Source organism: Arthrobacter sp. 05L417 (assembly GCF_056397865.1).
In genome coordinates, this window is the sequence record NZ_JBFTOG010000023.1 from 37,771 (window position 1) to 62,509 (window position 24,739).

The following is a 24,739-nucleotide window of genomic DNA, read 5'->3' on the forward strand; positions in this document are numbered from 1 at the left end:
CTTGGAAAACGGGTCCGTTGACTGTTTTTGGCAGCGGACCCCACCGCGGCCAGACAACCAGGTGTTCCCTGTGGAAGCCTGTTGACCCTAAATGCTACGGACTTCACAAATCCTGTCAAGCGCCGCCTGAGCTGGGGCTTTGTTCATACACGCAGGTCAGGGGCCCTCAGGACCAGCAAACGATCTGCAACTATGACCGCAAAGTTTCACTCGCGAAGATCTCCTGGCCTTCGCGCACGGTCAGCAGGCAAGCGGGATCGCTGCCGCTGTCCAGCGCGGGGAGGAGGGGCGTTCGTGCTCGCGGATCAGTGGACCAGGACTGGACGCGGTCGTCGGCAACTTGCACCATCAGTTCTTCGACTTCCCACACCGCAAAACTTGCCGGGGCCCCGGGGACCAATTGCCCCATGAGTGGATTGCGCTCTTTGCTGGCCCGCCAACCGGCCCGGGTGTGTCCGAGGAACGCAGCCCGCGCCGAGATGCGTTGATCCGGATTGCTGTGTTCCAAGCATGCCCGCACGCTGGACCAGGGGCGCAACGGGGTGACAGGACTATCGCTTCCAAAGCAGACCGGCACGCCCTTGGAGTAATACGAAGCGAAGGGGTTCATGGCCAGGCTTCGCTCCCCCAGGCGCTGCTCGTACAGTTTCCCTGGCCCGCCCCAGGCGGCGTCGAAGGCGGGCTGTGCGCTCACCGTAATCGAATACTTCGCCAGCCGGGCGAGATCGTCGGCGTCCGCCATTTCCACGTGTTCGAGCCGGTGCGCAGCGGCACGTACCCTCTGCTCCCCAACTTCCGACGCGGCACGGTCCAAGGCATCGAGCGCCGTTTTGAGTCCCGCGTCGCCAATGACGTGGAAGCCTGCCTGGATGCCGAGCGCTGAACAGGCGGCAAGGTGGCCGGCGGCTTCGTCGACGGAGACATAGAGGCTTCCGCGGTGGCCCGGCGCGTCGGCGTAGTCTGCGCTAATCGCGGCCGTTCGCGATCCGATGGAACCGTCGATGTTCAAATCACCGGCCAGGCCAAGGACGGCAACGCCCAAGCCTTCCAGGATGGCAGAGGCGTGCTCGGCCGAGGTGGCCAGTTCGCCCCAATAGGGAAGGATTCCGGGGACGCCCGCCCTGCCCTCATTCCACGATGCGGAGTTCCACGACGCGGACATCCGGAGGTCTTCGACACTGCAAATGTGCGGTGCCGCCATTTCGGCCAAGGCGACATAGCCGTTGGCGGCGGCCTCGCGGAGGGCCAGTTCCTGGTATCGGCGGCGTTCGGCGTCGGGGAACTGCCTGGCAGCCAGCCGGGCAGCAGTGTGGGCGGCCCTCAGGACGTGCGCTGAACCGTCGTACCCGTCGATGCCGTCCAGGCCGGCCGCGGACGCCAAGGAGGATGAGGCAAGGGCCGAGTGCGCATCCACTCGCGCCAGGTACACCTTGCGCCCGCCGGCGGCGCGGTCGAGCTCCTCGGGCGTGGGGAGCGTCCTTTCGTGCCACACGGACTCGTCCCAACCGTGGCCAAGCACGGCGGCGGTGGTGCCGAGAGCCTTGGCGGCCAGGGCGACGGCGTCGAGCAGTTCCCGTGCGGAGTGGACCCCGGCCAGTTGGAGGGAATCCGAAGCAATTCCGGTCTCCGTGAGGTGCATGTGCGAGTCCACGAAACCGGGCGCCAGCAAGGCCCCCCGGAGATCGATGACCTCCATCGAAGAATCGGCGATCGAGGTAGCTGCCTGCTCCGAACCAACCCAGGCGACAGTGTCGCCGTCAACCAGCATTGCGGTCGCGAAGGGATCGGCGGCCGTGTAGACGGAGCCGTTCCGGTACATCGTGACCTTGCGGGGACGGGTATCGGCGGGCACGCCTGGATGGGTCATGGAAATGCTCCTTGCTGGGAATCAGTGGTGGGTCAGGAGACGTTGGAATACGCGACGACGCCGCGGCGGACCAAGTCGATCGCCTCGCGGCACATCTTGGTCTGGCGCCGTTCGAGCCCTGGAATCTTGGCCATCTGGTCCAACAGGTCGATCACTTGCTTCGCCCAGCGCACAAAGTCGCCCGCAGCGAGGTCGGTGCCGCTGAGAACCTCTTGAAGATGGCGGCCCTTGGCCCATTTGAAGATGGGCCACACGAGTCCCAGTTCCGGCTCAGCGGTCAACGGCAGCCTGTTCTTGTCCTCGACGTCCTCCAGCGCAGACCACTCACGCACCACGATGTCCACGGATGTTTCGAGGGATACGGACGGCATTTTGGGCCGCAGGCCGCGATCGTCGCGCTTGGCTTGGTAGACCATCGTGCTGGCCAGCGCGGCCAGCTCGGCGGCATCGAGGTCCTTGATGGCCCCTTGCCGTATGGATTGCGAGATCAGCAGGTCTTTTTCGCCGTAGATGCGGCGCAGGCGCTGGCCGTCCGCGCTGATGGTGACATGGCCGGCGTCGGACGTCTGGAGGTAACCGTAGGCGGCGAGGACATCGCAGACGCGGTCAAATGTCTTCGCGATCGTATTGGTACGGCCCTGGATCTGCCGCACGAGCCCATCGGTTTCATGGCGCAGTTTCCACCAGCGCTCGGCCCAACGGGCATGGTCCTCGCGCTCGCTGCAGCCGTGGCAAGGATGGGCGCGCAGTGCCCGGCGGAGGTCCGCGATCTTCTTTTCCTGGTCCGGCATGTAACGTGCCCGGCCGAAGTCCTCGCTCCGGTTCGTGCCGCGGGCCGGCGGACGTCCCTCGCGCACGGCGTTCCGCATGGCGGATGCCAGATCACGACGGGATTTGGGCAGCTTCGCGTTGAACGACTTGGGAATCCGGATCCAGGACACAGGAGCAACCGGCCCCTCGACTTCGTGGGCACCGATCCTGTGCAACTGATTGTCTTCCGTCAGGACAGCGGGCCGCGGTTCACGCGAGTTGGGATCGGCGTTGAGCACGACGGCGTAACCCGGCGTGCGCCCGCCAGGAACCTTGACAATGTCGCCGGGCATGAGCCGGGCCAAGGAGTCCACGGTCAGCGATTTGCGGGCCCGCGAGGTGCTGCGTGAGGCAAACTGCTCGGCCTCGCCAAGGTCCCGCCGGAGTTTGGCGTACTCGGTGAAGTCGCCCAGGTGGCACTTCATGGATTCCGCATAGCCGGCCAGCGACTCTTCGCGGCTTCGAACCTGCCGGGCCAGCCCCACCACGGAGCGGTCCGCCTGGAACTGGGCGAACGACGACTCGAGGATTTGCCGTGCCCGGGGCCGGCCGAACTGGGCAATCAAGTTGATGCTCATGTTGTACGTGGGACGGAAGCTCGAGTTGAGCGGATAGGTGCGCCGCGAAGCGAGGCCGGCGACGGCGGCGGGATCAGTACCCGGTTGCCAAAGGACCACGGCGTGGCCTTCGACGTCGATTCCACGCCTTCCGGCACGCCCGGTCAACTGGGTGTACTCCCCCGCGGTGATGTTGACATGTGCTTCGCCGTTGAACTTGTCGAGCTTCTCCAGGACAACGCAGCGGGCTGGCATGTTGACGCCCAGCGCGAGGGTCTCCGTGGCAAAAACGGCCTTCACCAGGCCATCGGCGAAGAGCGTCTCCACGACTTCCTTGAAGGTCGGCAGCAAACCGGCGTGGTGTGCAGCGAGCCCGCGGAGCAGTCCGTCACGCCAGCTCCAGAATCCCAGGACATCGAGGTCGTCGGCGGGAATCTCGCGGCTGGCCTCATCGACCCGGGACGCGATGATCTGTTGCTCGCGCTCCGTTGTGAGCCACAGCCCGGCGGCGGCACACTGGGCGACTGCCCCGTCACAGCCGGCACGGGAGAAGATGAAGGTAATGGCCGGTAGCAGTCCTTGGCGGTCCAGGCTCGCAATGATCTGGGGCCGGCTGGCCTTGCGCACCGGACTGCGCTGCTCCCCGGCAGTGTTGTCGCGCTGGCGGTCCTGCCGGCGGCGGCTGCGTCCGCCATGGCCAAAGCGGCCACGGAAGTTCATCTGGCTTTCCGCCCGGGCCATGGACAATAGTTCCGGGTTGACCTCGAATTCCCGCTGCAGGGGATTCCGCTCAGGCTCGCGCACTACTTCCGGCGCGGGCGCTTCGCCGTCTGGCGCCTCCGGAGCGATCTCGTCAAAGCTGGTATCCCCCGCGAAGAGATCGACGATCTCACGCCCTACCATGACGTGCTGCCACAAGGGGACGGGACGGTGTTCGGAGACTATGACGTCCGTGTGTCCGCGCACTGTGTCAAGCCACGCGCCGAACTCTTCCGCGTTGGACACCGTGGCGCTGAGGGAAACCACTTGCACCTCGCTGGGCAGGTGGATGATCACTTCTTCCCAGACTGCGCCGCGGAAGCGGTCTGCCAGGTAGTGCACCTCATCCATCACCACGTAGCCAAGGTCCCCCAGGGTGTCCGAGTCCGCGTACAGCATGTTCCTGAGAACCTCAGTGGTCATCACCACAATCGGAGCCTCGCCGTTGATGGTGGTGTCACCAGTCAGCAGTCCCACGCTTGAGGCACCGTACTTCGCCGAGAGCTCGGAGAATTTCTGGTTGCTCAGTGCTTTGATGGGCGTCGTATAGAACGCCTTGAGCCCGCGTTCGAGCGCCAGGTAGATGGCAAACTCGCCCACGATTGTCTTCCCGGCCCCGGTGGGCGCCGCCACCAGCACTCCCTTGCCTTCCTGGAGCGAACGGCACGCGTCACGCTGGAAAGCGTCAAGTTCGAACTCCAGCGACTGGGCAAAGGTGCCTAGATAGGTTTTCGACTCAGCACTCCGCTGCGCTGCGGCTTGAAAGGCTTCTGAGGGCGAAAGGGCCCCTGAATTGGAGGACATGCTTCAAGCCTAGTGGCCGTGAGACTACAGATTCTCCAGATCGGAGGCAGGTGTGGCGACGTCGGCAGTGGCTTCCGTCTCAGCGGTGATCTTCGACTGTTGGCGCGCACGCCGTTTGTCGTTCAGCATGCAGAGCCCGATCGCGGCAAAGAACAAGGCAAGGAGGGGACCGGCGAGCATGAACATCGACAGCGCGTCCGCACCGGGCGCGGCAACGGCCGCGAGGACAAACACGAGGAAGACCGTGATGCGCCAAGCCTTGAGGATGGTCCTGCCGCTCAAGACACCTGCCATGTTGACGCCCACCAACACCACCGGTACCAGGAACGCAATGCCGAGGAAAAGAAGCATGTGCGTGGCGAACGTCAGGTACTGGGATGCGTCGATGTTGTTGGCACCGTTTTGCGGTGTGAACTGCAGCAGCGCGCGCACGACGTTTGGAATGACCGTCCATGCGACGTATACGCCAGCCAGGAACAACGGCACCGCGGCGGCCATGTACCCGAGCGTGTAGCGGCGCTCCTTCTTGGTCAGGCCGGGCGTGATGAAGGCCCAGACCTGGTAGATCCAGACGGGGCTGGAGAGCACCAGGCCGATCTGGATGGCTATACGGAGCTTGAAGTCGAAGGGATCCCCCACGCTCGCGAAGTTCAGGACCGCGGTCCGTTTGGTCTCCTGGGCGATCTTGACCAACGGATCCGACAGGCTGTTAACCACAGGCTCATAGAGGAACCACCCTGCCACGGCGCCGAGGAGAACGCCGATGGCAGACTTGATCAGCCGGTTCTTAAGCTCCTTCAGGTGGTCTAGGAGCGCCATCCGCCCTTCGGGGTTGGCTTTGCGGCCCGTCTTCGTTGCCACTACTGCTTAGCTACGGTTTGCGGGCGGAACGTCAGTGTCGTTGCCGCTCTTGTTCGCTTCGGGGTGGTTGACCACTTTGCCTTCAACGGGGTCCGTGTCGTCCTTGGCCGCCGGCTTGCCGTCGTTCTTCATTTCCTTGACTTCGGATCTGATGATGCGCATCGACTGGCCGAGGCTACGGGCCATTGCGGGCAGCTTGGGTGCCGCAAACAGCAGCAGGGCCACGATGATGATAATGACAATTGGCCAAGGGCCATCAAATAGTCGTCCCACGGGAAGTCCTTTCGTTGGAATACATCCTACGTCTAACTGAATTCGATGTCGTGCAGAGACTGGGGTTGGCCCCGTTCTGCTTTGCGCTTAACGCGCTTTTGGCGACGCACTTCCTGGCGGGAGGCCTTGGCCGTCACGTAATCATGACGCATCTCTTCCGGTGAGGCAAAAACAGCCGCACCGAACACTTTCACTGAAGCCCCGCCGTCGTCGTCGGCGCGTTCAGGAAGGTACGTGCGGTGCCCTAGCCGCTCCCCTGCGGTACTCAATTCATGCACCGTGGCCATGAACTTCCGGAAAAGGCGTATGCCCAGCAGGACGTAGCAGAGCAGCGAGACCGCAACGAGAGCGACCCACAGAAGGATCCAGGACCACCAAGGCATTTGAGTAGTCTAACCAGCCTTCACAGTTTGTATCGGGTCCGCTTGCTTGTACTGCCGGAGGGCCGCTGCCACCCACGCTGCAGAAGCGTCCGCCAGCTCGGAGGGTTGCAAAATGCGGGCCGCACCACCGTGCTGCGCAACGAACATCGGCAACCAGTCAGCATTTCCGAACCGGACCTCGGCGAGCAAGCCGCCGTCAGGGAGCACAGCCGTCCGCTCAGCATAATAGTCATCCGCCAGCCCGGCGCCTTGCCGGGTCAATTGGAGGACGACAACCACGTCGTCGTCGTTGGGCGTGTACAGCTTCACCGGAACGCCTTGCTCAGTCCCGGCGCCCTCGGAAACCAGACGGCCGTTGGGCACGATCTCCTCGATGCGGTCCAGGCGGAAGTTTCGCAGTCCGGCTTTGCTGTGGCAGTACGCCTCGAAATACCAGGTGTTGTCCAGTGAATACAGCCGGAAGGGGTCGACGTCCCGCTCGGAAACAGAGTCGTGCTGCTGTGACAAGTAGCGAAGCCGCAATTGATGCCCCGACTGAATCGCGCGGGTGATGGTGTCGAAGGCCCCGGCGTCGGCCGGGGTGACGGGTGGGCCGGCGACGGCCGCTGCCAAACGGCCGGCCTCCCCCGCCGCGCCGGTGAGCTTCAGGGTCACGGACTCCAGGGCTCCGCTTTGCTCGTCCTCGGACATGCCGGCCTGGGCGGGAAGCCCGCCCAGGGTGGCCAAGCCCGTCAGCAGGGCGCAAGCCTCGTCCACGCTGAAGCGGATGGGCCGGTTGAGTTCGAGGTGCTCGCGGATGTAGACGTGCTCGTTTTCCCAATCGATATCAAACAAGTCGTCCGGATACCCTTCGGGGCGGCCGGAGCAAATCAGTATCGTCAGATCGTCCACCAGTTCGTTGCGGGTGACACCGAAGCGGTCCGCGACTTCCTGGATGGGCAGGCCCTGGTTATGGACAAGGAAAGGGACCAATTGCAGCATGCGGTTGAGCTGGTCTTCCGAGGTCCGCTTGCGGGCCCGCGGCGCAGGTCCGGCGTTCGGGAAGTGGATATCGACGGCGGGGCTCGAGGCGAACGCGGCGGCAGCTTCAAGGCGGCGGATCACGGCGCCGCGCAGCTCGGGAGGTCCGGCCACGCGGACGTGGGGACCATAAGAGGCCAGTTCTTCGGCGAGCAGCTCGCTGTCCCGGAACGGCACGGACAGGCGGTCAATGCCCGGCTGGGAGCCGCTGGTGGCGGCGGCCCCTGTGACATCCACCGCACGCTTCCGAAGACCCAGCAAACGGCCTTCGGCCACGTCGAGATGGGCCTCTTGCAAGGGAAGTTCACTGAGGCCATCCAATTCGGCGCGGGTATCAAACCCTGGCGGTATCTCGCAGTGCTGACCGGCCTCAACATGGACATCGCTCGTCATCCGGGACAGCCGGAAAAAGCGTTTCGCCTTCCGGCCCCGGTCGAATCCCACTAGGTACCACTGGCCGAAGCGGCTCCCGAGGCCCCAAGGCTCTACCAGGCGGCGTTCGTCCTTTCCGGTGCTGGCGGCACGGTAGCCGAAACTCACGGGGTGCTGGCCGTTCATGGCCGCGATGATGTCGTCAAAGGCCTGGCCGGCGGGCTTGATGCGCGGCTGGACACCGGCAGGGAGTTCGACGTCGGCAAGGTCGCCGGAAGCCTGCAGCTTCCGTAGCGCGCTTGCAGCGGCCGAGCCAAGGGCCGCGCGTTCCCACAGCTGCGCAGCCAGAAGCAACACCGTGCCCTCCGCCGGGGTCAGTTGCACATACGGCAGGCGATTGGATTCCTTGCCGATGCGATAGCGGGCCGACGCGGGATCGTCCGAGCCGAACCCGTGGTCGAAGAGCGTTTCGATGTCGAAGCCAAACTGCTTCAGGTCCGATTTGTCGCGTTCAAACATGCGTCCGAACGCGACGTCGCTGGCGCCGGCGTCATGGTAGACCTTCTCCCTGAGAACGGCCCGGGACAGCCCGTATTTCGTGTTCAGGAGGGCGATCAGCAGGTTCAGGAGTCGTTCGGTACGTGATGCGGACACGATTGCAACGTTACTAAATTCCTCCGGCAAAGGCGGAAGGCGCGTCTGCGGCCGGATTTCTCCGACTGCGGACGCGCCTTCCTATGCTGCGAAACCTAGCGGACCGCCACGAGGTCCACTACGAAGATCAGGGCTTCGTTGGGCTTGATGGCCCCGCCCGCGCCTCGGGAGCCGTACGCAAGTTCGGAAGGGATCTCGAGGCGACGGCGGCCGCCGACCTTCATGCCAAGCAGTCCCTGGTCCCAACCCTGGATGACCTGGCCGACGCCCACGCGGAAGTCCAGCGGCGCGCCGCGGCCCCAGGATGCGTCGAACTCTTCGCCGGTGGACCAGGCAACGCCAACGTAGTGGGTGGAGACGGTGTCGCCGGCCTGAGCCTCGGCGCCGTCACCAACGATGATGTCCTTGATAACGAGTTCCGTGGGGACGTCGCCCTCCGGGAAGTCGATCTCGGGCTTCGTGCGGTCGTAATCACGCTGACCAAATGACATGGGTACTCCTCAATTTGATAGGGACAGTGTTGTGGAAGTTTGCGGAAGGTTACTGGGCGCCGAGGATGTCCACGACGAAGACCAGATCGCCCGTAGGCTGGCCCTGGGCTGCGGCGGTGTCGCCATATGCGAGGCTCTTGGGGATCACCAGGAGGACACGGGAGCCGACAGTCTTGCCGGCAAGGCCTTGCGTCCAGCCCTTGATGACGCCGTTCAGCGCGAAGCTGGCGGTCTGGCCCTTGTCGTAGCTGGAGTCGAACTTCTTGCCATCAGCCAAGGTGACGCCGACGTAGTTGACCGTCAGCGTGTCTGTTTCCTTGACGACTGCGCCCTTGCCCTTGATGAGATCCTGGGAGACGAGGGCCTGCGGGGCCTTTGCGCCGTCAACGGAAATCTGCGGAATTCCCTTGTCATCGACCTTGACCGTGGGGAGGCCGGCGGGCGGAGTTACGGTATCGCCCTCGGGCTTGTCCAGGGGCTTGACTGCGTCCTTGACGCCGGTGATCTTGAAGACCACGAGCTGGGATGACGTAGCCGCTGCTTCAGCCGACGCCGCGGTTCCGGGGACGGCGAAAGCGATGTCAGCGCCCACCTTCGCACCGACCAGAGCGTTGTAAAGCACAGCGCTGCCGGTCTTGAGCTGGTCGTTCAGTTCGACGGGCTGGGACCCGGTCGGGAAAGTGTCCTCAAGGGTCTTACCGTCCTTGCCATCCACGGCAATGTAGGTGATCTGCGCCACCTGACCGGCTTTCACCTTGTCGCCGGTGCCGTCGCTGACCATCTTGATGGTCGGCTGCGTTACGTCCAACGGCTTGTTGAATTCCAGGCCGGGTGCCTTCTTGTCTCCATTGTCGGAGACCTTGAGGGAATCCAGCTTGGCGACATCGCCGGCGGACTGACTGGTGGGCTCCGGGGTTGCTGTTGTTGCCGGACTTCCGCCGCAGGCGGTGAGCAGCAAGAGGCCGGGGATAAGAATTGCTAGTAGACGTCGCACAAATTGAACTTTCGTCGGGGCAAAAGGAGGGCATGGCCGGGCCAGGCTCGGCCATGCGCGTAGCGGCCGGTTAAAGGCCAACCTCCAGAGTAGCTGGTGAAGCTGGGAGTCAGCTCATCGAGTCCAGGAGGGCATCCACTCTTTCGTCGACGCTGCGGAAAGGATCCTTGCACAAAATCGTCTGGTGCGCGCGGTCGTTCAACTTCAAATGGACCCAGTCCACCGTGTAGTCGCGGCCGAGTTCCTGGGCGCGCCGGACGAAGTCGCCACGGAGTTTTGCCCGGGTGGTCTGCGGCGGTGCATCCACGGCATCCTTGATGTCCGTGTCGGCGACGAGGCGCCGCGCGGCGCCGCGGGACTGGAGCAGGAAGAAAAGCCCGCGCTTGCGCGAGATGTCGTGATAAGTCAGGTCCAGTTGCGCGATCCTCGAGGAATCGAGGCCGATTCCATGGCGACGCATGTATCCATCCATCAACTTCTTCTTGATGGCCCAATCCACTTCCGTGTCTATTCCGCTGGTGTCGCCGCTATCGATCGCGTCCAGCGTCCTCTCCCAAAGGTCCAAGATGAGGGGTACGTGCGGATTGTGTGCTCCGTTTGATGCTACAAAGGCGCTGACTTTTGCAAGGTACTCGCGCTGGATGTCCAAGGCCGTCAGTTGCCTGCCGTTGGCCAGTCGCACCAGGGCTTTACCGCTCAGGTCGTGGGAGATTTCCCGGATACTGCGGATGGGGTTCTCCATGCGCATGTCCCGCATGATCACTCCAGCCTCAATCATGCGGAGGAGCAGATCCACCGTTCCCACCTTCAACAGGGCGGTGGTCTCGGACATGTTGGAATCGCCCACGATCACATGCAGACGGCGGAAGAACTCGGCATCGGCGTGCGGCTCGTCACGGGTGTTGATGATCGGGCGGGACCTCGTCGTCGCTGAAGACACGCCTTCCCAGATGTGGTCGGCACGTTGGGAGAACGCGAAGGTGGCACCGTGGGGTGTTTTCAGGACCTTGCCCGCACCGGCGATCAGCTGCCGAGTGACGAGGAAAGGAATGAGGATCTCGGCGAGCCGCGAGAACTCACCCCGCCGGGGAATCAGGTAGTTTTCGTGGCTGCCGTAGGAATTGCCGGCGGAATCGGTGTTGTTCTTGAACAGGTAGACCGTTCCGTTGAATCCCTCGGCCGCAAGCCGCGCCTGCGCTTCATCAACGAGGTCATCGAGAATGAGCTCCCCGGCCCGGTCGTGGGCGATCAGCTGCGCGAGGTCGTCGCATTCCGCGGTGGCGTACTCCGGGTGCGAACCGACATCCAGGTACAGGCGCGAACCATTCGTGAGGAAGACGTTGGAGGAACGGCCCCAGCTCACTACTTTGCGAAACAGGTACCTGGCGACTTCCTCGGGGGCCAAGGGCCGCGAGTCCGGGCTCGAATACGAAATACCGAACTCGGTTTCAATCCCGAATATCCTTTTGTCCATCTCAGGCCTCCCCTGCCAGCAGCTGCGTGATTTCTTCCGCCCGGAGCCGACGGAAGGCCCGCCGGGATCCGCGCCCGCTTTCCGGACTTCGGTCCAGCACTGCGGCCTCGACGGCGGTGCCGGGCAGGGCGTCCACTTCCTTGTCCGTGGCAAGCGCCTTGACGGCCAGGCGCAGTGCGCCGGCCAGGTTGAGGTCAGCCTTCCAACCGTGGGCCACAGTCTCGGCTACTTGCTCTGCCAAGCCGCCCATCACCACAAAACCGTTCTCGTCGGCAATCGAGCCGTCGAAGGTCAGGCGATAAAGATGGTCATCGCCCTGCGTGTGCCCCACCTCGGCCACCGCAAGCTCGACTTCGAACGGCTTTTGTTCCGCCGTGAAGACGGCGCCAAGGCTCTGCGCGTAGACGCTCGCGAGCCCGCGGGCCGTGACGTCCTCGCGATCGTACGAATAGCCGCGGACGTCGGCGTAGCGGACACCCGCTTGCCGAAGACTCTCGAACTCGTTGTACTTGCCCACGGCGGCGAAGGCGATCTTGTCGTAGATCTCGCCGATCTTATGGAGCGACGGCGAAGGGTTTTCCGCCACCAACGCGATCCCGTCGGCGCAACTGATCACGACGACGGAACGGCCACGGGCGATGCCCTTCCGCGCGAAGTCCGCGCGGTCCTTCATCAGCTGCTCGGGCGAAACATAAAACTGCTGGGTCATCTCAGGCCTCCCGTCCGGCAACTGCGCGCGATTCAACAATGGATCCAGCGATCGCCGCCAACTCCCGTTCCGACACCCGGCGGGCACCGGCGCGGTTGACGGTATACACCACCGGCCAGAGCTGCCGGACAGGATCCGGACCGCCCGTGGCGGAGTCGTCGTCGGCAGCGTCATAGAGGGCTTCAACCGCGACGGCGACGGCCTCGTCTTCGGTGAGGTTCGGCCGCCACAGCTTCTTCAAGGCGCCACGAGCGAAGACGGAACCGGAGCCGACCGAATGGTGCTCCAATTCCTCGTACCGTCCGCCTGTGACGTCGTAGGAAAAAAGCCGTCCCACGCCGGCCGCCTGGTCGAATCCGGCGAAAAGGGGGATCACCGCGAGACCCTGCATGGCCATCGGCAGGTTTCCCCGGATCATGGCTCCAAGCCGGTTGGCTTTGCCGTCCAAGCTCAGCAGCGTGCCTTCGATCTTCTCGTAGTGTTCCAGTTCCACCTGGAACAACCGGGTGATGTCGATGGCCAGGCCTGCCGTCCCGGCGATTCCCAGGACCGAGTATTCGTCGGCCGGGAAGACCTTCTCGATGTGCCTGCTGGCGATCACGTTGCCCATGGTGGCACGCCGATCCCCGGCCATCAGGACGCCGCCGGGGTAACTGAGGGCGACGATCGTTGTGGCATGGGGCACCGGCGGAATCTGTCCCGCGGGCAGCGCTTGATTGAAAGGGAGGAGTTCAGGCCTGGAGCGTTGCAGATGCTCTATGAACGAAGACGTTGCTTGGGTGGCCAGGTGGCCGGCTGATGGATCCTGCATTGCTGCGCTCCTTCGACTCTGACATCCGATGCCCGGCGGCCTCGCGCCGGCCGGGCCCTTGGCTTAGCTGGCGGCTCGCTATTGGCCGCCCTTTTGCACAAATGCCCGCACGAACTCTTCAGCGTTCGACTCAAGGACGCCGTCGATTTCGTCGAGGAGATCGTCCACGCCCTGCGTGGCGACCGAGGCCTGTGCCTCCGGTGCTGCGGGCGGCGCCTCGGGGGCGTCGGCCTCTGCCTCGACGTCCCGCGATTGCGGTTGCTGCTGCTCCTGAGCTGCCATTTCCTTCTCCATTCTGTCCATCCCCGGCTACGGGGACTTCCTGTAATGCCATACTGCCACGGGCCGGGCCGCGACGCTGCGGTTTTAAGGGCCCGTTTGGCAGCCTTTCGTCAGCTTGCCGTTCACGCGGGCGGGGCCGGGTCCAGGCCGAGCAATTCACGGAGGAATGCGCCCGCTGTTGCGTGTTTCCGGAACAGCTGGCCCGTGAGTGCTTCCGTGCCGCGGAGGGGTTCCCGGGTGGGCACCCGCTGAAGTTTCCCGATCCCGGGAACGTCGAAGATGACCGAATCCCAACTCGCGCCGACCACGTCCTTGCCAAAGCTGGAAACACACTTCCCGCGGAAATATGCGCGGGTATCCGACGGCGGTTCGATGACGGCCCGGTTGATTGCGGCGTCGTCGACGATAGTCTGCATGCGGTCGCGGGAAAGCATGCGGTAGTACAGGCCTTTTTCCGGCCTCACGTCGGACCATTGCAAATCGACAAGGCCCAGCCGGGCATCGTTCCATTCCAGACCGTCACGGTTCCGGTAGCCATCAAGCAGGGACATCTTCGCCAGCCATTCGACAGAAGACGCGGCACCTGCGGGGTTGCTCCCCAAGAGCCCCAGCGTCGACTCCCAACGCTCCAGGACATCACGGGTGTGGCCGTCTCCACTGAAGGAATCGGAGACCCCGGTTTCCTGGCCAAGCTTCGCCGCAGCCTCGTAGTACATCCACTGGATGTCAAGGGCTGTCACGCGCCGTCCGTCGAGCAGCCTGACGGTGGCAGTCAGGGAAGTGTCGTGGCTGATTGCCTGCAGGCCCGCCACCGGCTCATGTACTTCGATCTTCGGAGCCTGGCCCGCTTCGATAAGGCTCAGGACCAAAGCCGTGGTGCCGAACTTCAAGTAGTTCGACACCTGGCTCAGGTTGGCGTCGCCGATGATGACATGCAGTCGCCGATACTTGTCGGCGGTGGCGTGCGGTTCATCCCGGGTATTGATGATCGGACGCCTGATAGTGGTTTCCAGCCCCACCTCGGCTTCGAAGAAATCCGCGCGTTGACTGATCTGGAACCCGGCAGTTGAACCGTCCTGGCCCTTGCCGAGCCGGCCTGCACCGCAGATGACCTGGCGCGTGACGAAGAACGGTGTCAGGCCTCGGACAATGTCCCCGAAAGGCACGGAACGCGGCATGAGGTAGTTCTCGTGGGAACCGTAGGACACCGATTTGTTGTCGGTGTTGTTCTTGTACAGATTGATGGCCGGCAAATCGGGATCGGCTGCCACCTTCCGAACCGTGGCGAGGGCAACGAGGTCGCCAGCCGCGTCCCACGCGACGATGTCACGGGGATTCGTGACCTCGGGGCTGGAATATTCCGGATGGGCATGGTCCACGTAGAGCCGGGCCCCGTTGCCGAGGACCATGTTCATCAGCAACGATCCTGACTCGTCGCCGCCGTCGGCCTCCAGCTCCTGGCGGCCGTACGCCAGCGCGACGGCTTCGGCGTCGAGCACGGGGGGCCTGTCAGTCAGCTGGCTGGGGTCAGCGGCGCTGCGCTCCACCGTCCAACCGCGCGCGTCATGCAGCGGTTCTTCGTCCGTATAGTCCCAGCGGGTCTCAGCGCCACCGGCCGCGCGCTGACGCGTGAGGTTGGCGTAGGCCTGGATGATCCGTGCGGACATCATCGTGGCGTTCGCCCCCGGTGCGGACGGCGAATGGATACCGTATTCAGTTTCCGAACCCATGACCCGCATGGCCCCGCCCACGGGAAGCTTGTCCGAAGGCAGGCCTTCCGGCCGGGCCGTCACAGGTACTGGCCGGTGTTGGGAGTCGTTTCGATCGACTTCCCGGGCTCCTGGCCGGCCTTGCCCTGGACGATGGTGCGGATGTAGGTGATGCGTTCGCCCTTCTTGCCCGAGATCCGTGCCCAGTCATCCGGGTTGGTGGTGTTGGGCATGTCCTCGTGTTCGCGGAATTCGTCGACGACGGCGCGCAGGAAGTGGTCTATCCGCAGCCCTTTCTGCTGGGTCAGCAGGAGGTCCTTGATGGCGTACTTCTTGGCCCGGTCCACGACGTTCTGGACGACGGCTCCGGAATTGAAGTCCTTGAAGTAGAGCATCTCGGTATCGCCGTTGGCGTAGGTGACTTCGAGATACTCGTTGGACTTCTCCGTCGAATACATGGCTTCAACGGTGCGTTGGATAATGGCGTCGACCGTGGCCTGGACATCGCCGCCGTGCTCCGCCAGATCCGTCGCGTGGAAAGGAAGGTCAGTGGTGATGTATTTGGCGAAAATGTCGGCGGCCGCTTCGGCGTCGGGCCGCTGGATCTTGACCTTCACGTCCAGCCGGCCGGGACGAAGAATCGCCGGATCGATCATGTCTTCACGGTTCGAGGCGCCGATCACGATGACGTTGTCCAGCCGTTCGACGCCGTCGATCTCGCTCAGGAGCTGCGGGACGATGGTTGTTTCGACGTCGGAAGAGACACCGGTGCCGCGGGTGCGGAACAGCGAGTCCATCTCGTCGAAGAACACCACCACGGGGCTGCCATCCGAGGCCTTCTCCCGGGCGCGCGCAAAGATCAGGCGGATGTGCCGCTCTGTTTCGCCCACGTACTTATCAAGGAGTTCAGGTCCCTTGATGTTCAGGAAGTAGCTCTTCAGGTCCACGTTGCCGGCCCGTTCGGAGGCGCGGGCGGCAAGCGAGTTGGCAACAGCCTTCGCGATCAGCGTCTTGCCGCAGCCCGGAGGACCGTAAAGCAGGATGCCCTTGGGCGCTTTGAGCCCGTGTTCGCGGTACAGGTCCGGGTGCAGGAACGGGAGTTCCACCGCGTCACGGATCTGTTCGATTTGCGGGCCCAGGCCGCCGATGTCCTCGTAGGTAATATCCGGGACTTCCTCGAGGACCAGGTTTTCGACCTCTGCCCGGGGCACCTTCTCCAAGGCGTAGCCCGTGCGGGAATCCAGCGACAAGGCATCACCGACGCGCAGGTGCACCTTCTGCAAGGCGCCCGAAAGCCGGACTACCCGCTCTTCATCGGCCCTGCCCACTACGAGGGCGCGGTCCGTGCCAAGCATTTCCTTGAGCGTGACGAGTTCGCCTGCCCGTTCATAGCCCAGGCCGGTCACCACGAGCAGGGCCTCATTGAGGAGGACTTCCTGTCCAACGGCCAACTGGTTGATGTTCACGAGCGGGCTGACGCCCACGCGCATCTTGCGGCCGGCATTGAAGATGTCAACCGATTCCTCAGTGGCCGCCTGGCCGGTGCTGCCCGCCGTCGGCTGGCGCCTGGGATTGATCTGCAAGATCGTCCCGAAGCTGTACGGCGGTTGGCCGTCCTGCTCAAGGGCGCCTTTGAGCCGCAGGATTTCGGCCTTCGCCGTTTCCAGCATTGTCACGAGCTTGGTGTTGTTCTGGGTGGCGGCGGCAAGCTGACGGTCGATGTGGCGCAGCTTGTCTCGAAGGATGTTTATCTGGCGTTCCGCGACGGTGAGTTCCGCGGAGTCGTCCACCGGTTGGATTGCCCCACCCCCGTGTCCCGCTTTTCCCTCAGTCACAGCCTTGTTCGATGGCTCCTCCGGTGTTGTTCGCCCGAAGTCATTGTTCGACGTATCCACGAAGCATCAGCTCCTTCCCGCTTTCTATAAATAGACCTTAGCCCTCAAAAGCGTCGGGAAACCTGTGACATCCGGAATGCGGACCAGTTTGTGATCTTTCCTTAGGGAGCGGGTGTGGGGTCGTCCTTGACGTTGGTGCCGGCAATCGCATCCCGTGCCGCCCGCCGCAGTTTCTTGTCGGAAACCGCTCGCTCTCCTACGGCTCCCGGTGTCCAGGCATTCAGGTCCTCTTCGCTGAACTCGGTCTTGGAAGGACGCCGTTTGACGGAGATCCCGGTCACGCCGTCGGCGAGGCGACGGGTCACCAGGAGGAAGCCGGTGTGGGCCACCATGCGGTGGTCGGGACGGACGGCAAGGCCCTCAAGGTGCCAGCCACGGACCATGGACTCCCAGGCGTCCGGTTCCGTGAAGCGGCCGTCGGCGCGGATGGCTTCGGCAGTACGGGACAGCTGGGTCACCGTGGCCACGTAGTTGATCCACACGCCACCAGGGGCCAAAACAGTCGCCACGGCGTCGAGGCATTCCCACGGAGCGAGCATGTCCAGCACCACACGGTCCACGGATCCGGGCTCTTCGCTGCGGACAACTTCTTCCTGGAAGTCGCCCAGCGAGATCTTCCAGGCCGGGTGCGGACCGCCGAAAATGGTTTCCACGTTGCCGCGGGCGATGTCGGCGAATTCCTCGCGACGCTCGAAAGAGTGCAGGTAACCGCCGTCGCCCACTGCACGAAGCAGGGAGATCGAAAGGGCGCCGGAACCAACGCCGGCTTCCACGACGCGGGCACCCGGGAAGATATCGGCCATGGTGACGATCTGGCCGGCATCCTTGGGGTAGACCACTGCGGCGCCGCGGGGCATGGACAGCACGAAGTCCGAGAGCAGCGGACGGAGCGTCTGGTATTGCTGGCCGATGTTGTTGGCCACCACGGAGCCGTCAACCTGGCCGATGATTTCGTCGTGGTTGAGGAAGCCGCGGTGCGTATGGAAGGCGCCGCCTTCTTCCAAGGTAATCGTATTCATCCGGCCGCGTTCGTCCGTGAGTTGAACCCGCTCGCCAACACGGAACGGCCCTCGGCGCCGTGCCGCACCGGTCGGCTGAATGGCGGTGTTGGCGGCACCGGTGGCCGTGTAGTTGGCGGCGGTTTCGCTGCTCATGGGTGATTCCTCGCTCCTGTACGGCTGTGCCGTCATTTGTTGCCGCAGTTACTGCTTAGTGATGCGCACTGCCGGCCGGGTTATTTCACGGCCGGCAGGTAACTCTACCGGGAAGGTCCTATGGGCGTCCGCTCCGCCGGGCTACTTTACCTGTAATGGCTGTCACTACGGCCTGCTGCCGTAGCAGGCCCATGACCGTACCGCGTTCGTCCACGACGGCGTATTCGGCGCCGCTGAGCTGCGCCAAATACTGGATCAGTTCCTGGCCGCTGGACGTCCAGGGGACGTAGGCGCCGTCGGCGAGCGGGGTCGAGACTGCGGTCACAAGCGTTGTGTACACCTCAGAGGGCGGCACGGCTGCCGTGGCATGCGGATCGACGAGACCCTGCGGCCGCCCATCCGGTCCGCAGATCACGACGGCGGGAGTGCCGTTGGGTGCCACGCGCAAGACGTCGGCGACGGTGGCCGAGTTCGGAATCCCGACGGCGGGTTCGGCCAAAGCTGAGGCACTCACCAAAGGGAGTCGGCCGCGGAGCGTGGCCTGCTTGATCGCACCGGAGGCGCCCATCCACAGGAAGCTGCAAACAAGGAAGGTGATGAGCATAAGGCTGAGATCGGGGGTATTTCCACTCAGAACTGGCAGTACGACGAACCAAACAACCAGGACGATCACGATGACCCGTCCGGCCCAGCCAGCCGCCACCGTCCCCTTTTCCTGGCTGCCGGTCACTTTCCATACCGCGGACTCCACCAGGCGACCACCGTCAAGAGGCAGGCCCGGGAGGACATTGAAGATGCCGATCAGCAAATTGGCCCACATGAGGATGTTCGTCAGCGTGTCCCCTACCCCGGTGAAGACACCGGCCTGCAGCAATAGCCAGGCACCGCCCGCAAGGACAAAGTTGGCCGCGGGTCCTGCCAAGGCAACAACCACCGAGCGGCCCGGGGAAGCGATGAAACTCTCGAACTGGGTGTGCCCGCCCCAGAGATTCAGGACGATCTTCTCTGTGGGCCAGTTGAAGGCCTTGGCGCTCAAAGCGTGCGCAAGTTCGTGGACGAGCACGGAGAGCGCGAGGAGGAGTGCGTAGGCAAAGGCAACGAAGTAGGCGCCGATTCCCAAGGAGTGGTTCCGGATGAGCAGCGCTGGTCCATAGACGATCACCGTGAACGCGGCGATGATGAACCAGGAGTACGCAAGATACACGGGGATTCCCGCGATGCGGCCGAGTGGAATGCCGTCCTTCCTGCTGCTACGTGTGCTGTGGCCACCGTTCCGGGGAGTGCTCACTTAGTTTGCCTGTCCAAGGAAAGCCGCGGCGGGCATGTTGGCGGAAGCGCGGGCGGCGACAAGCGCTTCAAGGTCGGAGACCTTCCGTCCCTGGAGGGTGTCCCAGGTTGCACGGCGAGGATCCTCAGGCAACGGCATTTGGTGCGGAATTCCCACCGTGACCACCCCGGAGGCGATCGCGGACGCGACTCCCGGGACGGAATCCTCGAGAGCGACGCAGTGATCGGCAGTCAGCCCGGGGTCCGTGTCCCGGAGTCGCTCGACGGCGGCGAGGTAAGCCTCGGGGTGGGGTTTTCCTTGGCTGACGGTGTCCCCGGTGATGAGGAACTCGAAGTAGGGCTTGGGGAGGTTGGCGACGACTTCCCGCGCCATCGGGCCTTCGGACATTGTCACGAGGGCGCAGCGGACGCCCGATTGATACAGCTCGTCAAGCAACTCCTTGGCACCGGGCCGCCACGGCACCTCGACGCGGAGGCGGTCGATGACCTGGGCGCTCAAGGAGTCAACGATCTCCCGCTTTTCCAAGTCCACTCCAGCCCTTTGGAGAATGCCGGCCGAGTGCATGAGCGATTGTCCTACGAGCTGCATGGCTTGTTCGTGGCTCCAGGCGCCTCCGTAGGACTCCACGAGGGTGCGCTCTGCGGCAATCCAGTACGGCTCGGTGTCCACCAGGGTGCCATCCATGTCCCATAGCGCGGCTTTGAGCAGGGGCTGGGTGGCTGAAGCAAGCATGCCTAAAGTCTACGTGGAAGGAGGGCGGGCAATTGCCGTTCTACGCCCGGGGCGAAGTATGGCCACGCCGGTCCCCTCACGCCATGCATCGGTGGCGGTGTTGGACGTAGGGTGAGTGAATGAACAGTTTGGACGGAGCCCCTGACGGACAGGCCACTTCACCGGAGCCTGAGCGCCTTCTCCAGCCTGTAGCCGAAGGCCAGCGCATCACCGTGATGCTGGCGGCTTTCGAAGGTTGGAACGACGCAGGCGAGGCGGCCAGCGATTCCCTGCACTACTTGAACAAGTTGTGGCAGGGAAAGAAAGTGGCATCCGTTGATGCCGACGATTACTACGACTTCCAGTTCACCAGGCCGACCGTGCGACGCACGGCGGCCGGGACGCGCAAGGTCAAATGGCCTTCCACGCGCCTGTACAAGGCCAGCGTCCCGGACAGCAACGTGGATGTGGTGTTCGTGCTCGGCACCGAGCCTTCCTATCGCTGGCGCGCCTATACCGCCGAGCTTCTGGTCCATGCCGAAACGCTCAAAGTCGACTATGTGGTGTTGATCGGCGCCCTTCTGGCCGATGTCCCGCACAGCCGCCCGATCCCTGTCAGCACCACCTCGGACGACAGCGGATTGCGGCAGCGCTTGAACCTCGAGGCTTCGCAATACGAGGGGCCGGTAGGCATTGTGGGGGTACTGGCGGAATTCGCGCTGCTCGCGGGCTTGCCCACCGTGTCGCTGTGGGCGGCCGTGCCGCACTATGTCGCCCAACCGCCTTCCCCCAAAGCGCAACTCGCCATCTTGAACAGGATCGAGGACCTGCTCCAAGTGCCCCTGGACACCCACGCCCTCAACGAGGAATCCGAGGCGTGGGAGCGCGGCGTGGACGAACTGGCCACTGAAGACCCCGAAATCGCCGCCTACGTGCGGCAGCTCGAGGAGGCCAAGGACACGGCCGACCTGCCGGAGGCGAGTGGCGAATCCATCGCGCGCGAATTCGAGCGCTACCTCAAGCGCAGGGGCAAGGACAAACCCTAACCCAACGCGGGGTCACTTACGGCCCGTCCAAGGGGACATTATGGGCCGTAAGTGACCCCGCGTTGTTTAGATATTAGAGCTCGACGCCGAGCAATCCGTTGATCGCGTCGCTCACCAGGGCGGAATCCAAGGCGCTGGGCTGGGCCCCTTCAGGATTGGCTCGGTGCGAGTCGGCGAGGGCCGCCGCAGCCCAGGCGTCGACGGCGGCGATCGCACCCGGAGCATTGAGGTCGTTGGCGAGCTCGGCACGCATCCGCGTCAGCAGCTCCGCCGCTGTTCCCTCAGGAGCGATGTCCCGGGCGGCCCGCCACGTGTTGAGCCGTTCCTTGGCCTGGGCGAATCCTTCATCGGTCCAGGACCAATCCGAGCGGTAGTGGTTGGCCAGGATCGCCAGGCGGATTGCTGCGGGCTCTTCGCCCGCGGCACGGAGCTTGGATACCAGCACCAGGTTGCCCTTGGACTTGCTCATCTTTTCGCCGTCCAGGCCAACCATTCCGGCGTGGGCGTAGTGGCGTGCCAAAGGGATGCCACTGAGCGAATACGCGTGTCCGGCGCCCATTTCGTGGTGCGGGAAGACGAGGTCAGATCCGCCGCCCTGCACAGTGAAGGGAGCTGGCAGGTACTTCTGGGCGATGACAGTACATTCAATATGCCAGCCGGGACGTCCGTCACCGAGGCTTGCGCCCGGCCAGCTCGGCTCGCCGTCGCGGGCCACGCGCCATAGCAAAGGATCAAGGGGATTTCGCTTGCCGGAGCGGCCGGGATCGCCGCCTCGTTCGGCGAAAAGTTCCAGCATTTCAACTTCGCCGAGCCCCGAGATGTCGCCGAGTGTCCACGCGTCCGGGCTATCCGACGCCTTGCCGGCTGCTTCGACGTCGTAATAGACGTCGCCGTCGGGTTCGCCGCCGGTGCCGTGTACGCGGTAGGCGAGCTTGTCCGCAATCAATTTCTCGATAGCCGGAACAATCATCGGGATCGCCTCGACGGCTCCGATGTAGTAATTCGGAGCCAACACATTGAGGGCGTCCATGTCAGTCTGGAAAAGCTCAATCTGGCTCGCTGCCAGCTCCCGCCAGTCAACGCCGGTGGCGGTGGCGCGCTCCAGGAGGGGATCGTCGACGTCGGTGACGTTCTGGACGTACGCAACCCGCTGGCCGCTGTCCCGCCACACCCGGTTAAGCAGGTCGAAGGCGACGTAACTGGCCGCGTGGCCCATGTGGGTGGCGTCGTAGGGCGTGATGCCGCAGACGTACATGGATTGCTCCGCGCGTGGCTCGACTTCCACCAGGGCCCTGAGGGCGGTATCGAACAGCCTCAACGGGGGCATGCTGCCGGGTAGTTCAGGCACAGGGCGGGAGATCCACGATTTCACAGCCTCAACCATAGTGCTAGGCGCTGATGACATTGAAACCGAGCAATACATAGAGGGCGAGTCCAAGGAGAATGCGATACCACACGAAGACACGGTAGCTGTGGGTGGAAATGAACTTGAGGAACCAGCCAATGATGATGAAGCCCACAACGAACGCGATGACCGTGGCCAGCAATGTTTCCGGCAAGCCGAAAGGCCCGGAGATTCCTTCTTTCGAAACCACCTTGTACAGCTGGTACAGGCCGCTGCCGAAGACGGCAGGGATGGCCAGCAGGAACGAATACCGTGCGGCCGCTTCCCGTGTGTACCCCATCAACAGGCCGGCGGTGATGGTTCCGCCGGAGCGGGAGACGCCCGGAATGAGCGCCATGGCCTGTGCCAGCCCGTAAAGGATGCCGTGCTTGACGGTCAATTGGCTCAGCTCGCGTTCCTGGCGGCCAACGGCGTCGGCTACCGCGAGGATCATGCCGAAGACGATGAGCATGGTTGCCACGATCCACAGACTGCGCAGGACGGACTCGATCTGGTCCTGGAAGAGCAAGCCGAGCACGATGATGGGCAGGCTGCCGAGGATGACCAACCACCCCATGCGCGCGTCGGGATCGTCCCGGGAGACCTTGCCGCGCAGCGATCCGAACCAAGCGCGCAGAATCCTGACGATGTCACGCCAAAAGAAGACGATGACGGCCGTCTCGGTGCCCAGCTGCGTAATAGCGGTGAAAGCGGCACCTGGATCCGCTGCATTAGGCAGGAACGACCCGACAATTCGCAGGTGTGCGCTTGAAGAAATCGGAAGGAATTCTGTCAGGCCCTGCACGAGGCCTAGGAAGGCTGCTTCTATCCAGTTCACGTGAATAGACCCTACGTCATGATCTACCCGATCTCCCCGTAAGCTATCAGCTATGCAGCAGCGTTACGTCGGAAACAGTGGGTTTCGGGTGTCCACCCTCTCCCTGGGCACTATGTCCTGGGCGGAAGAAACGGACGAACAGGATGCACGGGAGCTGCTCCATACCTTCATCGCGGCGGGCGGCACCATGATCGATACCGCCGCCTCGTACGCAGGCGGACAAGCCGAAGCTCTCCTGGGTTCGATGCTGGGGGACGTTGTGGCACGCTCGGAGGTTGTCCTCTCCACGAAAGCGGGCGTCTCGACGTCGGACAGCCGGCGCAGCGTCGATGCCTCCCGCGGTTCCATGCTGTCCGCACTCGACGCGAGCCTTGCCCGCTTGGGGACGGATTACGTAGACATCTGGTTCGCGCATGCTTGGGACGGCAACGTTCCCCTGGACGAAACACTTTCCGCCCTGGACCTTGCCCTGCGCTCGGGACGAGCACGGTACGTCGGCATCTCCAACTACAACGGCTGGCAGACCGCCAAGGCCGCAGCCGTCGCGGGATTCACCGTGGTGGCCAACCAATCCGAATACTCGCTCCTGCACCGGAAGCCCGAAGACGAACTGGTGCCCGCCATCGAGGATGCCGGACTCGGCCTCATGGCGTGGGGGCCCCTCGGACGCGGAGTTCTCAGCGGCAAATACCGTGGACAGATTCCGACTGAATCACGGGCCGCTGAAGACCGCCTGAGCGGCTACGTCGAAAAGTACCTCGACGCGCGGGGGGCAAGGATCGTCGAAGCCGCGGCAATGGCCGCGCGCGGCTTGGGACGGTCCGCCGTCGACGTCTCGCTGAGCTGGTTGCTCTCCCGCCCGGGAGTATCCACGGCCGTCGTGGGCGCACGCAATGCGATCCAACTCAAGGAACTACTCGATGCGCAGCTGGCGCCTCTTCCCGCCGAAATTTCGCGGGCACTGGAAGACGTTTCAGCGATCTGACTTAGCTGAAACTCGGGCATTACCATCGGGCACTACTGGCCCGGCATTACTGGCCGGCATCACTGGTCGAGGATCTCCAGCTCGTCTTCATCGAGGAGTTCATTGTTGTCCTCGTCGTCATCTTCTTCATCGTCGTCAAACACCTGAAGGGGTGTGACTTCCGAGTAGGCCTCGTATAGTGAGTCCTCATATACCTCAAAGGCATCTGCGACGGCGAAAAACGCTGCCTCCACAGTGGGATCTCCTTCGCCCCGGCGGGCGGAAGCGGCAATCAGGTGCTCTTCCAAAGCGGCTGTCAATGACTGAAGCGCGACACGCGGATCGATGCTCATGACTTCACGTTAGCCCGAAAAAGACGAAAATGGAGAGGGATGAGAGAACAATTTCTGAGCAGTTCAGTGGAGCGTCAGCGGGACTACGCAAGGCAGTACGAGTATCTCGTACTGACCGTGAGCCCTGACGATTCCTTGCCCGAGGCGCGGCGTCGGCTCGTGGAACACTCCGAATACGGCAAGTGGGAACTGGAGCGGAGCATCCTCTACATCGGCGGCGGTCGCCGGTTCTGGCTGCGCCGTAGAGTCCTCAACGTGCAGCGCACCGTGTAGCTG

23 protein-coding genes are annotated in these 24,739 nt (G+C 63.6%); 3 read left to right on the plus strand and 20 right to left on the minus strand.

Going from position 1 to position 24,739, the window contains the following annotated elements; all coding sequences use genetic code 11:
- Nucleotides 1–190: 190 nt before the first annotated feature.
- The 17 genes from AC1DJW_RS16395 to AC1DJW_RS16475 all read right to left on the minus strand — a co-directional run bounded on the left by AC1DJW_RS16395 (nucleotide 191) and on the right by AC1DJW_RS16475 (nucleotide 19,899).
- Complete coding sequence (locus AC1DJW_RS16395) at nucleotides 191–1,867, minus strand: amidohydrolase (protein ID WP_476901886.1); 1,677 nt, start codon at nucleotides 1,865–1,867, stop codon at nucleotides 191–193.
- A gap of 32 nt (nucleotides 1,868–1,899) precedes the next feature.
- Nucleotides 1,900–4,797 carry a DEAD/DEAH box helicase gene (locus AC1DJW_RS16400; protein WP_284755605.1) on the minus strand — a complete coding sequence of 966 codons (2,898 nt, stop codon included), beginning with the start codon at nucleotides 4,795–4,797 and terminating at the stop codon, nucleotides 1,900–1,902.
- A gap of 24 nt (nucleotides 4,798–4,821) precedes the next feature.
- The gene (gene tatC, locus AC1DJW_RS16405) at nucleotides 4,822–5,616 is read right to left on the minus strand and encodes a twin-arginine translocase subunit TatC (RefSeq protein WP_284755645.1); all 795 of its coding nucleotides are present in this window, start codon (nucleotides 5,614–5,616) and stop codon (nucleotides 4,822–4,824) included.
- 48 nt (nucleotides 5,617–5,664) lie between these two features.
- Nucleotides 5,665–5,931, minus strand: coding sequence for a Sec-independent protein translocase subunit TatA (gene tatA, locus AC1DJW_RS16410; RefSeq protein ID WP_234749305.1), 267 nt, complete (start codon nucleotides 5,929–5,931; stop codon nucleotides 5,665–5,667).
- 32 nt (nucleotides 5,932–5,963) lie between these two features.
- Nucleotides 5,964–6,314 carry a hypothetical protein gene (locus tag AC1DJW_RS16415; protein ID WP_476901887.1) on the minus strand — a complete coding sequence of 117 codons (351 nt, stop codon included), beginning with the start codon at nucleotides 6,312–6,314 and terminating at the stop codon, nucleotides 5,964–5,966.
- A 9-nt stretch (nucleotides 6,315–6,323) separates the two neighbouring features.
- Nucleotides 6,324–8,360 carry a helix-turn-helix transcriptional regulator gene (locus tag AC1DJW_RS16420; protein WP_476901888.1) on the minus strand — a complete coding sequence of 679 codons (2,037 nt, stop codon included), beginning with the start codon at nucleotides 8,358–8,360 and terminating at the stop codon, nucleotides 6,324–6,326.
- Between the two features lie 95 nt (nucleotides 8,361–8,455).
- Complete coding sequence (locus AC1DJW_RS16425) at nucleotides 8,456–8,851, minus strand: FKBP-type peptidyl-prolyl cis-trans isomerase (protein ID WP_059389230.1); 396 nt, start codon at nucleotides 8,849–8,851, stop codon at nucleotides 8,456–8,458.
- Nucleotides 8,852–8,900: 49 nt separating this feature from the next.
- On the minus strand, nucleotides 8,901–9,845 hold the full coding sequence (locus AC1DJW_RS16430; RefSeq protein ID WP_284755609.1) for an FKBP-type peptidyl-prolyl cis-trans isomerase: 945 nt from the start codon (nucleotides 9,843–9,845) through the stop codon (nucleotides 8,901–8,903).
- A gap of 109 nt (nucleotides 9,846–9,954) precedes the next feature.
- Nucleotides 9,955–11,319, minus strand: a complete 1,365-nt coding sequence (gene pafA / locus AC1DJW_RS16435; RefSeq protein WP_390277480.1) for a Pup--protein ligase — start codon at nucleotides 11,317–11,319, stop codon at nucleotides 9,955–9,957.
- 1 nt (nucleotide 11,320) lies between these two features.
- Complete coding sequence (gene prcA, locus AC1DJW_RS16440) at nucleotides 11,321–12,028, minus strand: proteasome subunit alpha (RefSeq protein ID WP_284755612.1); 708 nt, start codon at nucleotides 12,026–12,028, stop codon at nucleotides 11,321–11,323.
- A 1-nt stretch (nucleotide 12,029) separates the two neighbouring features.
- Entirely contained in the window at nucleotides 12,030–12,839 is an 810-nt protein-coding gene (gene prcB, locus AC1DJW_RS16445; protein ID WP_390277484.1) for a proteasome subunit beta, read from the minus strand.
- A 78-nt stretch (nucleotides 12,840–12,917) separates the two neighbouring features.
- The gene (locus tag AC1DJW_RS16450; protein WP_234749319.1) at nucleotides 12,918–13,121 is read right to left on the minus strand and encodes a ubiquitin-like protein Pup; all 204 of its coding nucleotides are present in this window, start codon (nucleotides 13,119–13,121) and stop codon (nucleotides 12,918–12,920) included.
- Between the two features lie 122 nt (nucleotides 13,122–13,243).
- Nucleotides 13,244–14,860 (minus strand): depupylase/deamidase Dop, encoded by a 1,617-nt coding sequence (gene dop / locus AC1DJW_RS16455; RefSeq protein WP_390277931.1) that lies wholly within the window; start codon nucleotides 14,858–14,860, stop codon nucleotides 13,244–13,246.
- 50 nt (nucleotides 14,861–14,910) lie between these two features.
- Complete coding sequence (arc, locus tag AC1DJW_RS16460) at nucleotides 14,911–16,725, minus strand: proteasome ATPase (RefSeq protein WP_084784542.1); 1,815 nt, start codon at nucleotides 16,723–16,725, stop codon at nucleotides 14,911–14,913.
- Nucleotides 16,726–16,826: 101 nt separating this feature from the next.
- On the minus strand, nucleotides 16,827–17,879 hold the full coding sequence (locus tag AC1DJW_RS16465) for a tRNA (adenine-N1)-methyltransferase (protein WP_269997809.1): 1,053 nt from the start codon (nucleotides 17,877–17,879) through the stop codon (nucleotides 16,827–16,829).
- 118 nt (nucleotides 17,880–17,997) lie between these two features.
- Nucleotides 17,998–19,167 (minus strand): site-2 protease family protein, encoded by a 1,170-nt coding sequence (locus AC1DJW_RS16470; protein ID WP_284755615.1) that lies wholly within the window; start codon nucleotides 19,165–19,167, stop codon nucleotides 17,998–18,000.
- Nucleotides 19,168–19,899 carry an HAD family hydrolase gene (locus tag AC1DJW_RS16475; RefSeq protein WP_284755617.1) on the minus strand — a complete coding sequence of 244 codons (732 nt, stop codon included), beginning with the start codon at nucleotides 19,897–19,899 and terminating at the stop codon, nucleotides 19,168–19,170.
- A gap of 119 nt (nucleotides 19,900–20,018) precedes the next feature.
- On the opposite strand from AC1DJW_RS16475, the gene AC1DJW_RS16480 reads away from it, so the two are divergent.
- Nucleotides 20,019–20,924 carry a PAC2 family protein gene (locus AC1DJW_RS16480; protein ID WP_284755619.1) on the plus strand — a complete coding sequence of 302 codons (906 nt, stop codon included), beginning with the start codon at nucleotides 20,019–20,021 and terminating at the stop codon, nucleotides 20,922–20,924.
- Nucleotides 20,925–20,997: 73 nt separating this feature from the next.
- Here AC1DJW_RS16480 and mshC read toward each other — a convergent pair whose 3' ends face one another.
- Nucleotides 20,998–22,296: a cysteine--1-D-myo-inosityl 2-amino-2-deoxy-alpha-D-glucopyranoside ligase gene (mshC, locus tag AC1DJW_RS16485; RefSeq protein WP_390277489.1), complete on the minus strand. Its 1,299-nt coding sequence runs from the start codon at nucleotides 22,294–22,296 to the stop codon at nucleotides 20,998–21,000.
- A gap of 16 nt (nucleotides 22,297–22,312) precedes the next feature.
- Complete coding sequence (locus AC1DJW_RS16490; protein WP_284755621.1) at nucleotides 22,313–23,146, minus strand: undecaprenyl-diphosphate phosphatase; 834 nt, start codon at nucleotides 23,144–23,146, stop codon at nucleotides 22,313–22,315.
- 52 nt (nucleotides 23,147–23,198) lie between these two features.
- On the opposite strand from AC1DJW_RS16490, the gene AC1DJW_RS16495 reads away from it, so the two are divergent.
- Nucleotides 23,199–24,131: an aldo/keto reductase gene (locus AC1DJW_RS16495; RefSeq protein ID WP_284755623.1), complete on the plus strand. Its 933-nt coding sequence runs from the start codon at nucleotides 23,199–23,201 to the stop codon at nucleotides 24,129–24,131.
- A gap of 59 nt (nucleotides 24,132–24,190) precedes the next feature.
- On the opposite strand, the gene AC1DJW_RS16500 is transcribed toward AC1DJW_RS16495, so the two are convergent.
- Nucleotides 24,191–24,463 (minus strand): hypothetical protein, encoded by a 273-nt coding sequence (locus AC1DJW_RS16500; RefSeq protein ID WP_059389240.1) that lies wholly within the window; start codon nucleotides 24,461–24,463, stop codon nucleotides 24,191–24,193.
- A gap of 39 nt (nucleotides 24,464–24,502) precedes the next feature.
- Here AC1DJW_RS16500 and AC1DJW_RS16505 point away from each other — a divergent pair, with 39 nt between their 5' ends.
- Nucleotides 24,503–24,736 (plus strand): DUF5703 family protein, encoded by a 234-nt coding sequence (locus AC1DJW_RS16505; RefSeq protein WP_059389241.1) that lies wholly within the window; start codon nucleotides 24,503–24,505, stop codon nucleotides 24,734–24,736.
- Nucleotides 24,737–24,739: the final 3 nt, after the last annotated feature.